9 protein-coding genes are annotated in these 13,515 nt (G+C 37.0%); 6 read left to right on the forward strand and 3 right to left on the reverse strand.

Annotated elements, in window-relative coordinates:
- Positions 1-3: 3 nt before the first annotated feature.
- The 4 genes from GUB10_RS03470 (at position 4) to GUB10_RS03485 (ending at position 6,806) form a co-directional block, all read left to right on the forward strand.
- Complete coding sequence (locus GUB10_RS03470) at positions 4-972, forward strand: tryptophan 2,3-dioxygenase family protein (protein ID WP_193710054.1); 969 nt, start codon at positions 4-6, stop codon at positions 970-972.
- A 4-nt stretch (positions 973-976) separates the two neighbouring features.
- Entirely contained in the window at positions 977-2,215 is a 1,239-nt protein-coding gene (locus GUB10_RS03475; RefSeq protein ID WP_193710055.1) for a peptidoglycan DD-metalloendopeptidase family protein, read from the forward strand.
- 129 nt (positions 2,216-2,344) lie between these two features.
- Positions 2,345-3,976, forward strand: coding sequence for a glucose-6-phosphate isomerase (pgi, locus tag GUB10_RS03480; RefSeq protein WP_193710056.1), 1,632 nt, complete (start codon positions 2,345-2,347; stop codon positions 3,974-3,976).
- Between the two features lie 190 nt (positions 3,977-4,166).
- The gene (locus GUB10_RS03485; protein WP_193710057.1) at positions 4,167-6,806 is read left to right on the forward strand and encodes a TonB-dependent receptor; all 2,640 of its coding nucleotides are present in this window, start codon (positions 4,167-4,169) and stop codon (positions 6,804-6,806) included.
- 170 nt (positions 6,807-6,976) lie between these two features.
- On the opposite strand, the gene GUB10_RS03490 is transcribed toward GUB10_RS03485, so the two are convergent.
- Both GUB10_RS03490 and GUB10_RS03495 read right to left on the reverse strand, forming a co-directional pair.
- A complete protein-coding gene (locus tag GUB10_RS03490) occupies positions 6,977-7,735 on the reverse strand; it encodes a TrkA C-terminal domain-containing protein (RefSeq protein WP_193710058.1) in 759 nt (252 codons plus the stop codon).
- Positions 7,736-8,024: 289 nt separating this feature from the next.
- Positions 8,025-8,741, reverse strand: coding sequence for an energy transducer TonB (locus tag GUB10_RS03495; RefSeq protein WP_193710059.1), 717 nt, complete (start codon positions 8,739-8,741; stop codon positions 8,025-8,027).
- A gap of 227 nt (positions 8,742-8,968) precedes the next feature.
- Here GUB10_RS03495 and GUB10_RS03500 point away from each other — a divergent pair, with 227 nt between their 5' ends.
- On the forward strand, positions 8,969-9,406 hold the full coding sequence (locus GUB10_RS03500; protein ID WP_193710060.1) for a hypothetical protein: 438 nt from the start codon (positions 8,969-8,971) through the stop codon (positions 9,404-9,406).
- Between the two features lie 109 nt (positions 9,407-9,515).
- Here GUB10_RS03500 and GUB10_RS03505 read toward each other — a convergent pair whose 3' ends face one another.
- Complete coding sequence (locus tag GUB10_RS03505) at positions 9,516-10,595, reverse strand: endonuclease/exonuclease/phosphatase family protein (RefSeq protein WP_227740298.1); 1,080 nt, start codon at positions 10,593-10,595, stop codon at positions 9,516-9,518.
- Between the two features lie 99 nt (positions 10,596-10,694).
- Between GUB10_RS03505 and GUB10_RS03510 the strand changes: the two genes are divergently transcribed.
- Positions 10,695-13,508 (forward strand): TonB-dependent receptor, encoded by a 2,814-nt coding sequence (locus GUB10_RS03510; protein ID WP_193710061.1) that lies wholly within the window; start codon positions 10,695-10,697, stop codon positions 13,506-13,508.
- Positions 13,509-13,515 lie beyond the last annotated feature (7 nt).

Consider the following 13,515-nt stretch of genomic DNA (forward strand, 5'->3'; position numbering starts at 1 on the left):
TACATGGAAATAAAGCCGGAAATTGCAGAGCGCATTTTTGCATTAGAGGAAAAGTTTAAAAATTCAGGTCAGGATTTGGCTTCCTATTTAGATGGGCTTTTGCATGATAGGTATCTCACGTATTGGGATTATTTAAGTATAGATACCCTTTTGAGTTTACAAAAAACCCTAACTCATTTTCCCGATGAGAAAATTTTTATTTCCTATCATCAAATTACAGAGCTATATTTTAAGCTTATAATCCATGAACAGCGGCAAATAATTGAAAAAGAATCGCCAGATGCCGATTTTTTAATTGAAAAATACAATCGTTTAAATCGTTATTTTAGAATTCTAACCGATTCCTTTGATGTGATGATAAAAGGGATGGAGCGTAAACAATTTCTAAAATTTAGAATGTCTTTATTGCCGGCAAGCGGATTTCAATCAGCACAATTTAGAATGATAGAAATGTATGCTACGCCCCTGGAAAATTTGGTTTCTTATGAACTTAGGGATAAATTTTCAGAAGAAAATAGCCTGGAGGAATTGTACGAAAATATTTACTGGAAAGAAGGAGGTATAGATCTTAAAACCAGCGAAAAGACTTTAACACTTAGGCAATTCGAAAAGCGCTATACGTCGCGTTTCTTGCGAATAGCTTCAGAGTATAAAGGAAGAACTCTTTTTCATAAATATAAAGAACTGCCAGATTCGGTTAAAAATAATAAGTTTTTAAAGGAAGCATTGCGTAATTTTGATACTTATGTAAATGTAAACTGGCCCTTAATGCATATGGGGGCAGCTTATAGGTACTTAAATAAGGATAGAGAGGCGGTTGCAGCTACCGGCGGTACAAATTGGAAGGAATTTTTACCACCTACATTTCAAAAAAATAGTTTTTTTCCTTATTTATGGAGTGAAGAAGAATTGGAAAATTGGGGTAGAGAATGGGTAAACCATATGTTTAATACAGAAAAGAAAAACTACTAGAAAATTGAAAAAATTAAGTTTCCTACTAATATTGATATTGGCTTTTACAGCCTGTGAAGATAATACAAAAGAAACGGCGTTAAATGCTGAGAAAGCCGAAAAAAAGGCGCCCAAGCCTGTAAAAAAGGAGTTCGGCTTTATTTTGGATGACTATGAGGTGGTAAATGGTGTTATAGAATCGGGAGATAGTTTTGGTTATCTTTTAGATCAGCACGGAGTAGACAGGGGAAAAATATATCAGATTTCAGAGAAGGTAAAAGATACCTTTAATCCCGCAAGGATCACGGCCGGTAGAAAATACATGATTCTTAAATCAAAAGATTCGGCCAGGACGCCTCAGTATTTTATCTATCAAAACGATAGGATAAACTATACCGTGGTGGGCATTGGCGATAGTATTAGTGCAGCACGTAAAAAGAAGCCTGTTACTATAAAAAAGAGGGAGGTTTCCGGTGTGGTGAGCTCTTCGCTTTCAGAAGCAGTTGCAGAACAGGGATTGAGCAATTTGTTGGTGTATGAGCTTTCTGATATATATCAATGGAGTATCGACTTTTTTAAGCTCCAGAAAGGAGATCAATTTAAAATGATTTATTCTGAAAAATATATAGATGATACTATTTTTGCGGGAATAGAAAATGTGGAGGCCGCTGTTTTTAAACATGAAGATAGGTCTTTTTATGCTTTTGCGTACAAGACAGATTCGGTGACCGGGCAACCTAGTTTTTACGATGAAGAAGCTAAATCTTTGCAAAGTTTCTTTTTAAAAGCGCCCCTAAATTACAGCCGAATCTCTTCAAGATATACGAAAAGGAGGTTTCATCCTGTTCAAAAACGTTGGAAAGCTCACCTTGGAACCGATTATGCGGCAGCACACGGAACACCCATTGTAAGTACTGCCGACGGAACGGTAATAGCTTCCAGTTATACTTCAGGTAATGGGAACTATGTTAAAGTAAGGCATAACGATAAATATACAACCCAGTATTTGCACATGAGTAAACGAAATGTTAGAAACGGCCAACGTGTGAAACAAGGAGATGTTATTGGTTTTGTTGGGAGTACAGGCCTGGCTACAGGGCCTCATGTGTGTTATCGTTTTTGGGTTCATGGAAAGCAGGTAGACCCTTACCGCCAAAAACTGCCAACTGCCAAGCATATAGAGCCAGAGCATAAGGACAAATATCTTGCAGCGATTGAAGATTTGAAAACCTCATTAGACGGAATCCCTTATAAAGAGATTTAGAAAGCAAGAACTAAGTTCTCATGATAGATGAAAGCTTCTATTTTTTCGGTTTAAAGATCGAAAGTATAGAAGGTGCGTGTAATTTTAAGATAAATAAAAGTTTAGGCAAAGCCGAAAAATTAAATAAAAATGAAAAATATTAATCCAACCCAAACCACAGCCTGGAAAAAATTAGAAAAGCATTTTAGCCAGGTGGAGCAATTGAAACTTAAAGAGTTATTTGAGAAGGATTCTGAAAGAGCTTCAGAGTTTTCTATTGCCTGGGAAGATTTTTATCTGGATTACAGTAAAAATAGAATTACAGCGGAAACCAGAGATTTGTTGTTGGAGTTGGCAGAAGACTGTGATCTTACTGCTGCAATAAATTCTTATTTTGGTGGAGATGCGATTAATAGAACTGAGAACCGTGCGGTTTTGCACACAGCATTAAGAGCCCCTGCTGATGTTAATATAGAGGTATATAACCAGGATGTGGTCCCTGAGGTGCAGGAAGTGAAAAGGAAGATTAGCAGTTTTTCTGAAAAGATTATAAGTGGAGAGAAAAAGGGGTATACCGGGAAGGCCTTTACCGATATCGTAAATATTGGAATTGGAGGTTCAGATCTTGGCCCCGTAATGGTTACCGAGTCGTTGAAATATTATCATAATCATTTAAAGGTTCATTATGTATCTAATGTAGACGGCGATCATGTTTATGAAACCATAAAGAATTTAAACCCTGAAACTACTTTATTTCTGGTAGTTTCAAAAACCTTTACTACTCAGGAAACCCTTTCTAATGCCACAACAATTAGAAACTGGTTTAGAAAAACAGCACCAGAAGACGCGGTATCTAAGCATTTTGTGGCTGTTTCTACCAACTTAAAAAAGGTAGAGGAATTTGGTATTGCTATAGAAAATGTATTCCCCATGTGGGATTGGGTTGGAGGACGTTTTTCGCTATGGAGTGCCGTGGGACTGTCTATAAGTTTGGCGGTAGGTTATAATAATTTTGAAGCCCTGTTGAAGGGTGCTCATAAAATGGATGAGCATTTTAGAACTTCAGATTTTAAAGGAAATATTCCGGTTCAGCTTGCATTGTTAAGTATTTGGTATAATAATTTTTACAAGGCAGAAAGCGAAGCGGTAATTCCTTATACACAATACTTAAACAGGCTTCCGGCTTATTTGCAGCAGGCTATTATGGAAAGTAATGGGAAGAGTGTGGGTAGAAATGGGAAAAAAGTAGATTATCAAACCGGTACCCTTATTTGGGGTGAACCTGGAACCAATTCTCAACATGCTTTTTTTCAATTAATCCACCAGGGAACTAAATTGATCCCGGCAGATTTTATTGGGTTTAAAGAGTCTTTACACCAGGATAAAGACCATCATAACAAACTAATGGCTAATTTCTTTGCTCAAACCGAAGCCTTGCTTCAGGGGAAAAGTAAAGAAGAAGTTAAAAAAGAATTGGAGGCCCAGGGCTTATCGACAGATGAGATAGAGCAATTGGTGCCTTTTAAGGAATTTGAGGGGAATAAGCCTACTAATACTTTGCTAATAAATAAACTAACCCCCGAAAGTTTAGGGAAAATTATCGCTATGTATGAACATAAAATCTTTGTACAGGGGGTGATTTGGAACATCTATAGCTACGATCAATGGGGTGTTGAACTGGGTAAGCAGCTTGCGAGTAAAATTCTTGCGGAAATCGAAGATAAATCGGTTAAAAATCACGATTCTTCTACTAAAAAGCTTTTAGAGGTGTTTTTTAAGTAAAAATAGTTGTTTTGTTAACAATTTGTGCAAATCATTAGTTTCCAAAGAATCAAATAGTTAAAATTTTGTTTTAGTTTTGCAGCGAAAGAGATGTTAAAGTTAAATTTATTAACATTCTGATAAACCGGGATTTGAAAGATTTGACTTCATTTGCATCGAAATTTAAACTCAAAACAAACAAATTTTAAACATGAGGAAATTATTAGCATTAGCGTTGTTTTTAACATCAGCTACAATTTTTGCTCAAGGAACTATTACCGGTACGGTGATAGATTCGGAAATGAACGCTCCACTACCTGGGGCTACGGTTATGGTTGCTGGTGGAAGTACCGGGACAACAACTGATTTTGACGGAAAGTTCTCAATTGAAGTTGAACGTAGTTCTGGAAAACTACAAATTAGCTTTGTTGGTTACAAAACACAATCTATACCTTTTAAGGTTGCTAATGGGGCAACTAGAGATTTAGGTAGAATAGTGATTGATGTAGATGATAATGCATTATCTGAGGTTGTTGTAGTTGGTTCTGGAGTAATTGATTTAGAGGAAGATCGTAGGACTCCAATTGCGGTTTCAACAATTACCAGGAATGAAATACAGAAGAAAGCCTCTGGAAATGTTGAGTTTCCGGAAATAATGAAAAACACACCTTCTGTGTATGTATCTAACCAGGCCGGAGGATTTGGTGATTCTCAAATGTTTTTACGTGGATTTAGCCAAAATAATACTGCTTTCCTTTTAAATGGTCAGCCTATTAATGGTATGGAAGATGGTAACGTATACTGGTCAAACTGGTCGGGTATGTCAGATATCGCTAATGCCGTTCAGGTACAAAGAGGACTTGGTTCTTCTAAACTTGCAATTTCTTCTGTTGGAGGTACTGTCAATATCGTTACAAAAGCCACTGATAAAACTGAAGGTGGTTTTGCCAGAGCTATGGTTGGTAACGGAAGTTACCTTAAAGGAACAGTTGGTTACGATACTGGAGTAAATGATAATGGATGGGGATTTTCTTTCCTTTTAGATCATTGGCAAGCACATAGTAAATATGCTGATGGGACTAGAGGACAGGGACAAAACTACTTCTTTTCTGTTGGTAAGGTGCTTGGGGATCATAACTTCAACTTCCTTTTAACCGGAGCTCCACAATGGCACGATCAGAACTTCTCAAAGAGTCAGGATCTTTATGATAGATACGGAATAAAATATAATAATAACTATGGCTTCTTAAATGGAGAGTACCAAACTCTAAGAAGAAATTACTATCACAAACCAGTCATGAACTTAAACTGGGATTGGAATATCTCAGAGAAATCTAATTTGTCTACTGTTGTTTATGCGTCCTTTGGTCGAGGTGGCGGTACCGGAGATTATGGTAACGGAGTAGGATATATTGATAACGATAATAACCCTGATACTCGTGGAGCTTACAACTTTGCAACAGATGGTCTAATTGATTGGAACTATATTGTAAATGAATCTAATGCTTCTATTGCAGATGGATTAAGTAGAGACCGTACAGGGACTGTATTAAGAGCTTCTGTTAATAATCATGCATGGTATGGAACTGTTGCAAATTATAGCTACGATACTCAAACTGGATGGACCTTCAACGTTGGTGGAGATTTAAGATTTTACACAGGAGATCACTTCCGTCAGCTAACTAATCTATTAGGTCTTCAAGGTAGAGTTGAACCTCTTGGTGGACGTCCTGATGACTATGTGGTAAGTCAAACTTTTAATCCAAACCCTTGGGATGCTTTGTTTAATTATGCTGATGAGGGAGAAAGAATTGACTATGATTACTCAGAAGATATAAATTATCAAGGTGGTTTTGCACAAGTAGAGTATGCAACTGATAAATTTTCTGTATTTTTCCAGGGGGCGTTGTCAAACCAGTCTTACCAAAGAACAGACAGAGGAAATTTTGCCAACACGAAGGAATCTGAAACAATAAATAAAGGTGGTTATAATTTAAAAGGTGGTGGATCTTATAATATCAACGAAGAAAACATTATTTTCGTAAATGTTGGTAGATATTCACGTCAACCTTTCCTTGATAACCTTTTCCCAAGCTATGATGATAATACTATGGTAGCTGAAAATGGAGTAGATAATGAAGATATTACCGGTTTCGAGGCTGGTTACAAGTTTGAAGCCAGAAATTTCAGAGCTAATTTGAATGGATACTATACAAAATGGGAAAACCGTTTCTTAAATGCTGGAGGGGAATACGACCAGGATGGTGACGGAGTTATAGATTTTGATGATGTTTCATTTTTATTTGATGGTATTGGACAGGTGCATAAAGGCCTAGAATTAGATATTCACTGGAAACCAGTGTTTGGTTTAACCCTTAATGGTTACGCAACTGTTGGTAACTGGGAGTATGATGGTACTACGAATATTAGAATTCGTGATGAGAACACTTCAAGTTTTATAGAGGAACTTAATGGCATAGAACTTACCGGGACAAAAGTAGGATTGGCTCCTCAAACATCTTTTGGTCTTGGTGCTGATTTAGATGTTACAAAAGATTTTAGTATTGATGCCAATGTTAATCATTATGCTAATCTTTATGGTTTTGTAGATGTTGAAGATGTAGCTTTGGCTTCTTTAACAGGTGATTCATACCAATCGGAAAAACTTGATGCCTACACCCTTGTGGATCTTGGAGCATCTTATAAGTTTAGATTCGGAAATCAAAATATTCAGTTGCGAGGAAATGTTTATAACCTTTTCGACAACGAGTATATAAACCAACGCGATCAGTATGGTTACTATTATGGTAACGGACTTACCTGGAACTTTTCTGTAAGATATAACTTCTAGTTAATAGAATAAAAGATCACAAAAAAGGCCGTCTAAAAGCAATTTTAGACGGCCTTTTTATTTTGAGTGGTTTCTTAGAATGACTTTAATTATACCGCGTTTTACACTCTTATAGTTTCTATTAAGAAGCCTTTTTAATATGATAAAGAAAGCTATTCTTTAGCTTTTTCTTAATCCTTACCTTCTTCCTGCTTTTTCCTGTCGGCTTCCTTTTCAACAAATTTTTGATGTTGTATTTCCCCGCCAATATCGCGCGATCTTTTATAGATGCTTTCAAAAACTTCTGCTTTGCCGTACACGGTAATAACATCTTGTGGTAAAATTTTTGAATTTCCCGATGGGGAACCTAAATAACCTTCACCTTTTCTGTCTATTCCCAATACGGTTATACCTTCTTTTCTAAGATTTAGCTCCAGTAGTGTTTTATTGGCTAGCCAACTGTCTTTTTCTACACGCATTTCACTCACGTGGTAATTGTCGTGTAAGTGTAATACGGCCGCATAATCCTGTACATTTATATCGGTGTATTTTTTTAGCATTCTATTAATCACTTTAGATAGTCCGCGGTCTACCCAATCGCTTCTAATGGCCCACCATAATATGCCGAGTCCTACCACTACAATTAGTAAACCGTATAGCCTTGAGGCATTGCTCTCTGGTAACACAAAGGTTAAAATTAAGGAAGACATAGCGGTTACAATACCGGCATTACCAATAAGCATAAGGCTGTAAATGATCTTTCTACGAACCGGGTGGTTCATTATTTTCTCAGTTTCTGAGGAAGTAAAACCCGAGCCTGTATATGCAGAGCGAGCCTGAAACCTTGCTATTTGGGTAGAAAGTCCCGTGTGGGCCAAAGCAATAGCTGCAATGCGTGTAATTAAGGCTGAAAGGGTGATGATAAAAAATAAGGTAACAGCGGCAATCATAATTATTCTTTTACATGACTATTGTATCAATAAAAGATAAACTAATTTCTGATTTTTCTTAGCATATTCAGGAGTTAATATTTTCTAATTACCTGTTACCTTTTTTAGTTCTACGAGCCTAATCTCTACTGGTTAAAACTCTTTTGCTATTCGAGTTTTATTTATCAGTAAACTTCCTCGGGGTATTACACCCTTTGGCGGTGCCAATAAGGTTTCCAGCCTTGATAATTTTTTTGCGTTTCTTCTAGAAGCTTATTATAAAAACAAATTTCTTAGTTGTACTGTGATATCAATTTTGAACCTGGAAAATTATAGGTAATGAATAGTTTACATTAACAGGTTTTCCACGTTGTTTTCCCGGTTTCATTTTTGGTAAAGATCTTATAACTCTTTTGGCTTCGTCTTCCAGTTGTGGATGTGGTGCCCGTGCCTGTATGTTTACTATTTCTCCTTCGGTATTAATTTGAAAAAGAATGTTGATGCGGTTTATTCCAGATAAGCCTAATTCGCTACCCAGCTCTTTATTAAAATTTTTATTTACGTAAGCAGTAATTTTTTCGGTCATACAGGCTTTTCTTTTGCTATTGTCTTTTAAGGCTTCGCAGCCCGGAAATATGGGGACATCTTCCAGTAAGATAAAAGGTACTGCATCTGGTTCTTCTACGTTTTCAGGTTCAATTATTTCCCCGGGCTCTACAATATCGTCCAGGTTTATCTCGCTAGACTCTATCTCGTCTTCCTCAAGCTCGGGATCGTCTTCAACAACATCTATTACATCGGGAATTACCGGTGGCTTGGGCGGTGGAGTGGTCGCCAGCTGGGTAATTGGAATTTCCTCGGTATCCAGCGCATCAAAATATACTTTTTGTGAGCTGATGTCTTTTTTATCATAAACCTTCCATTCTATTAGCAGAAAACTGGCCAGTAAAGCAAGGATAAGTCCGAAGGATAGAAACAAATTTGATTTTTTTCGAAGATCGGCTTTTGGATTTTTCTTGGGTTTCATAAGATAGATTATTTAACAGTTAGTACTCGAAAATTAAAAGTATAATAGAAAGGCTGGTTAATTGGTTATGTATCAATTAAAATGCCATAAAATTAAATAAACATCATTTTTTAGGTGTTTGGTGTTGTTTTTTGATTAATTTAGAAATGCTGAAGTGTGGTATAAACTAACCTATAATTGAGTAGCTTTGTTATAGAAAATCCTATATTTACTAAAAAATTATTTCTATGTATCCAACAGTACAATTCATACATTCTTATTGGGCCTATTTAGTGCTTATTGTTTTATTTGTTGCCTCCTTAAATGCAATTATTGGATATGCTTCAAATAAAGAGTACGGAGCCACCAATTTTAGAATTGCTCTTTTTACACTTATCACATCCCATATTCAGCTTTTAATAGGAGTGGTCTTATATTTTACTTCCCCTTATTTTTCTGTATTATTAGAAAAAGGTATGGGCACGGTTATGCCAGATCCTACACTTAGACTTTACATCATGGAGCACCCTTTAATGATGATTATTGCTTTGGTATTAATAACCATTGGATATTCTAAGCATAAGAATAAGCTTACCTCAAAGCCCAAGTTTAAAACCCTGGCTATTTTTTATACCCTTGGATTATTGGTGATGTTATCCCGAATTCCATGGAGTGCCTGGTTTTAATAAACAGTTGTTTTTTCCCGATAAGCTAGATTTAATGCCGGGTAGCTAAGCGCGAAATCTAAAAGAAATTTTAATATATACCTCGTGAGCCTATCGCGGGGTATTTTATTTAATTCTTATTTGATGTAGAGCTCACTTGTTTTACAAGATAGATATACACGGGAAAATGGTCACTATAACCGCCCTGATATCCCGAATAGCCATAGCTTCTAAAGGGATAACCTTTGTATTGTCCGTTTTTAGTGATAAGATATTTCTTATTAAAAATGCCTGCTTTATAAAATTGAAAGCCTGAATAATCCTTTGTTGTTAATGCACCCGATACAAGAATTTGATCAAATAAATTCCAGCCATCCCGGTAGGCTAGTGTCCCCATTCCCTTTTTCAGCATAGGCTCCATAGGATTATATAATTGATGCGGATTTAGGCCTGTTGCATCAGCTTTGGTTTTCAAGACTTCTTTAAAGCTTTTATTGGTAGGGTCATCATTAAAATCGCCCATGCTTATTACCCTGGCTAAAGGTTCTTTTTTAAAAATGGAATCAAGGATAATTTTATTTAGTGCCGCCGCTTTTTCCCGTTTGTAACTGCTTGCTGTTTCTCCACCACTTCGGGAAGGCCAGTGATTTACAATAAAATGTAACTTTTCACCATCTATATTACCACTAACTACCAGCTGATCCCTGGTGTAAACCCTTTTATCGGGTTCTTTGCTGTTGTAGATCAATAATTCGTGAGAAACTGAATTTTCTAATTTAAAAATATCCTTTCGGTATAATAAAGCAACATCAATTCCACGGCGATCTGGAGAGTTATAATGTACAATACCATAGTCGTATTGTTTTAGTTTAGGTTCATTGATTAAGTCTTCTAAAACTCTCCGGTTCTCCACTTCACAGACGCCTACAATTGCTGGAGGCTGATTTGTGGTTTCAAAGCCTATTTCAGTAATAACCCTGGCTAGTTTTTGCACTTTATCCTGGTATTTCTCCTGGGTCCAAACATCATCTCCTTTCGGGGTACGATCATCATCAAAAGTGAACGGATTATCTTCGGTGTCAAATAAATTTTCAACATTATAAAAGGCAACACTTATAATTTTATACTCCTTTTCCTGTGAGAATCCTCTTTCAACTCCTAAAAGGAATAACAGACAAAAAACAAAAAGGGGAAAAATACGGGTACTCATAGTCTTACATTAACGCTAAATTATTGTTGTAAAGTGTTGATATTTTGATTTTTAACTCTTAAATATCTTAACTTATATTGAATATGACACTACCTGGCTATGAAATTTTTAATTTTTATGTTCTTTTTTGCATTGGCGTTTTCTGGCTCTTTAGCACAGGAAATTTCGCTGAAAGGAAAGTTGGTAGATGCGCAAACCTATAAAGAATTATCGGGCGCCAAAGTTCAAATCGAGGAAAGCTTTTTTGAAACCCTTTCTGCTGAAGATGGCACTTTTATACTTACCGGCAAAGATCTCCCAACCGGCGAACATATTTTAAAAATAAGCCTGGCCAATTACAAACTACTTAGAATCCCGGTAATTATCGAAAAAGCAGGGATTAAAGATATGGGACTTATTCTTATGCAGCCTGTTGTAACCGACTATGCCAATCAAATAAGTACTATAAGTCTTTCTGATGCCGAGCTAGATGAGGATGAAGCGTATATAGAGAACCTCTCAGGCCTTTTACAGGCTTCCCGCGATGTTTTTCTTAACGCGGCAGCTTTCGATTTTAGTCAGACTTTCTTTAGGCCTCGCGGACTTGATAGCGAACACGGGAAGGTTTTGATTAATGGTGTAGAAATGAATAAGGTTTATACCGGTAGGCCCCAATGGAGTGCATGGGGCGGATTAAACGATGTGCAGCGCAACCAGGTTTTTTCGATGGGTCTTAGCCCTTCTGAAGTTGGTTTTGGCGGATTGGCCGGAACTACCAATATAATTATGCGGGCTTCAAAATACGCCAAAGGTGGTAAAGCTTCTATCGCAGCGGCTAATAGGAGTTATAATGGCAGGTTCATGGCAAGTTATGGTTCAGGAGAGTTGAAAAATGGCTGGGCTTATGCAGTTTCGGCCTCTCGAAGGTTTGCAAAAGAAGCTTACGTAGACGGAAGCCTGTACGATGCCAATGGTTTTTTCCTTTCGGTTGAAAAAACTTTTAATGAAAAACATAGTCTTAATTTTACTGGTTTTTATACGCCGAATATCCGCGGTAAGTCTTCTCCCAATACTGAAGAGGTTTTCGAATTAAAAGGCCGAAAGTATAATGCTTACTGGGGTTACCAGGATGGAGGAATTAGAAATTCCCGGGTTAGGGAAATAAAAGAACCCGTGTTGATGTTGAATCATTATTGGGATGTTTCTGAGAAAATAAGCATCAATAATAACTTCGCTTTTCAGTTTGGAAAAACCGGCAATTCAAGGATAGATTTTGGAGGGACCAAAAAGGTAGAAATTAATGGCCAGTCGGGTTATGTAGGTGGCGGCACCAATCCAGACCCTACTTATTATCAAAAATTACCCAGCTATTATTTGCGCTTTAAAGACAATCCCAATTATGAAGCAGCTTACCTGGCGCAACAAGAGTTTAAAGAGCATGGACAAGTAGACTGGCAACAGCTGTATAATGCGAATAAAGCTGCCGGGTATACCTTATACGCATTGGCTGAAGATAGAAACGACGATCTTAAATTTGATTTGAACTCTATTCTTTCAGCTAAAATAAATGAGCATATAGACCTAAATGGGAAACTGGCCTTTGCCTATTTGAATTCACATAATTTTGCCTCAATTAAAGATATGCTGGGTGGGGACACTTTTCTTGATGTAGATTTCTTTGCTGAAGGAGACCGGGAAACCTCCCTGGAAAACAGGGCGCAAAGCGATCTTCAAAATTCAAATAGAAGTGTAACCGAAAATGAGGCCTACAAATATAATTTTCGACTTTATGCGAATTCGGCCAAAGCCTTTGGCCAGTTAAATTTCGATTACGATCGCTTTGATTTTTATGCTGCCACTAAGGCTTCCCAAACATCTTATCAGCGAGATGGGCTATTTCAAAATGGCAATTATCCCGATAATTCCCTGGGCAAAAGTGAACAATTAAATTTCACCGATTTTGGAGGAAAAATTGGTGCAAACTATAAAATTACCGCAAAACACTTGTTGGGTTTTAATGCAGCCTGGTTTTCTAAACCGCCCAATCTTAGAAATTCCTTTTCAAATTCCCGACAAAATAATGAGGTTGTAAAGGGTCTTAAAAGCGAACAAATTCAGAATATAGATTTTAGTTACCGTTATAGATCTCCAAATATTAAAGCCAGAATCTCTGCTTATTATACCCAAATAAAAAACGCCACCGAAATCTCTTTTTATTATGCCGATGGGCTGTCAGGCCTGGGAAGAAATAGCACCACGGCTTTTGTTCAGGAGGTTTTAAGCGGAATAGATAAACAATATATAGGTTTAGAAATGGGGCTTGAAGCAAAAATAACCCCGGCTATAAAATTAAAGGCAGCCTGGGCATTGGGGCAGTTTACTTATAACAATAACCCAAACCTGTACTTAACTTCAGACGATTTTAATGAGATTGTAGATTATGGAACTTCTTATTTAAAAGATTACCGAATTGCCGGCGGGCCTCAAAGAGCCGCCCAAATTGGTTTTGAATATAGGGATGCCGATTATTGGTTCTTTGCCACTACAGCCAATTTCTTTTCTCACGCATTTTTAGATATAAGTCCTTTAACAAGAACGGCAAATTTTAGGAATGACAGCGATGGCCTCCCAATTTTAAATTTCGACGAAAATATTGCCCGGGATATGCTAAAACAAGAACAGTTTAAGGATTATATGTTGGTGAATGCCATAGGTGGTAAATCCTGGCTGGTAAAAGGAAAATTTATAGGTTTTTTTGTAAGTCTGAATAATATTTTTGATAAACTCTATAAAACGGGTGGCTTTGAGCAATCCCGAAATGCGAACTACCGAACCTTAAAACAAGACCGGGAGAGGGAAATCCCCATTTTTGGCCCAAAATACTGGTATGGAACCGGTGCTTCTTATTTTGCTATGATCTATATACGATTTTAATACTGCT

Source organism: Salegentibacter sp. BLCTC (genome assembly GCF_015143665.1).
GTDB classification, from domain to species: Bacteria; Bacteroidota; Bacteroidia; order Flavobacteriales; family Flavobacteriaceae; genus Salegentibacter; species Salegentibacter maritimus.

Coding starts and splice junctions, on each gene's coding strand:
- GUB10_RS03510 (WP_193710061.1), top strand. CDS start 10,695: ATGAAATTTTTAATTTTTATGTTCTTTTTTGCATTGGCGTTTTCTGGC.
- GUB10_RS03490 (WP_193710058.1), bottom strand. CDS start 7,735: ATGATTGCCGCTGTTACCTTATTTTTTATCATCACCCTTTCAGCCTTA.
- GUB10_RS03485 (WP_193710057.1), top strand. CDS start 4,167: ATGAGGAAATTATTAGCATTAGCGTTGTTTTTAACATCAGCTACAATT.
- GUB10_RS03470 (WP_193710054.1), top strand. CDS start 4: ATGGAAATAAAGCCGGAAATTGCAGAGCGCATTTTTGCATTAGAGGAA.
- GUB10_RS03495 (WP_193710059.1), bottom strand. CDS start 8,741: ATGAAACCCAAGAAAAATCCAAAAGCCGATCTTCGAAAAAAATCAAAT.
- GUB10_RS03500 (WP_193710060.1), top strand. CDS start 8,969: ATGTATCCAACAGTACAATTCATACATTCTTATTGGGCCTATTTAGTG.
- GUB10_RS03505 (WP_227740298.1), bottom strand. CDS start 10,595: ATGAGTACCCGTATTTTTCCCCTTTTTGTTTTTTGTCTGTTATTCCTT.
- pgi (WP_193710056.1), top strand. CDS start 2,345: ATGAAAAATATTAATCCAACCCAAACCACAGCCTGGAAAAAATTAGAA.